This window comes from Arhodomonas sp. KWT (assembly GCF_010993615.1).
On sequence record NZ_WNXE01001015.1, the window covers coordinates 1 to 589 of the forward strand.

At 65.4% G+C, this 589-nt stretch carries 1 protein-coding gene; it reads left to right on the forward strand.

Features of this window, described 5'->3' with window-relative positions:
* Window positions 1-543 (forward strand): HAD family hydrolase (locus G7A99_RS23880; RefSeq protein ID WP_163144558.1); only part of this gene is annotated, 543 nt, incomplete at its 5' end.
* Window positions 544-589: the final 46 nt, after the last annotated feature.

The following is a 589-nucleotide window of genomic DNA, read 5'->3' on the forward strand; positions in this document are numbered from 1 at the left end:
TTCCAACGCGATGCCATGGCGCTGACGCTCGCCGGCGACGAGGCGCCCTTCGAGCCGGTCGCGCGTCAGGCGCTGCGCACCGAGACGCAACACACGCTCGGTGAAGATGGTATCGATTACGTACTTGCCGGGTTTTCCTCGCTGCCGACCTTCGACGACGCCGCCCCGGCGCTACGGACCCTCTCTCAGGCAGGGGTCACCGTCGGTTGCCTGACCGTCGGCGGTCCCGACAATACCCGGCGCTTCCTCGAGGGAGCCGGACTTTCCGAGTACGTTGACCACGTCATCACCGCGCAGGCGGCAGGCGTGTGGAAGCCTCATCCGGAGATCTACCGTTTCACCGCGAAACAGATCCAGACACCGCTTGAGCGTATGGCCCTGGTCGCAGTGCACGCGTGGGATTGCCATGGCGCCAAACGGGCCGGTGCGCTCGCCGGCTGGTGTGCCCGTCTGGAAATCGAGCGGGGAGATGTGTTCCTGCCCCCCGACGTCATGGGGCAAAGCCTCGACGAGGTGGCAGACAAGCTGCTCACGTTGCACTAACCAGCCTACACGTCCAATACGGCGCAGATTGGCCTCCGGGAATGCG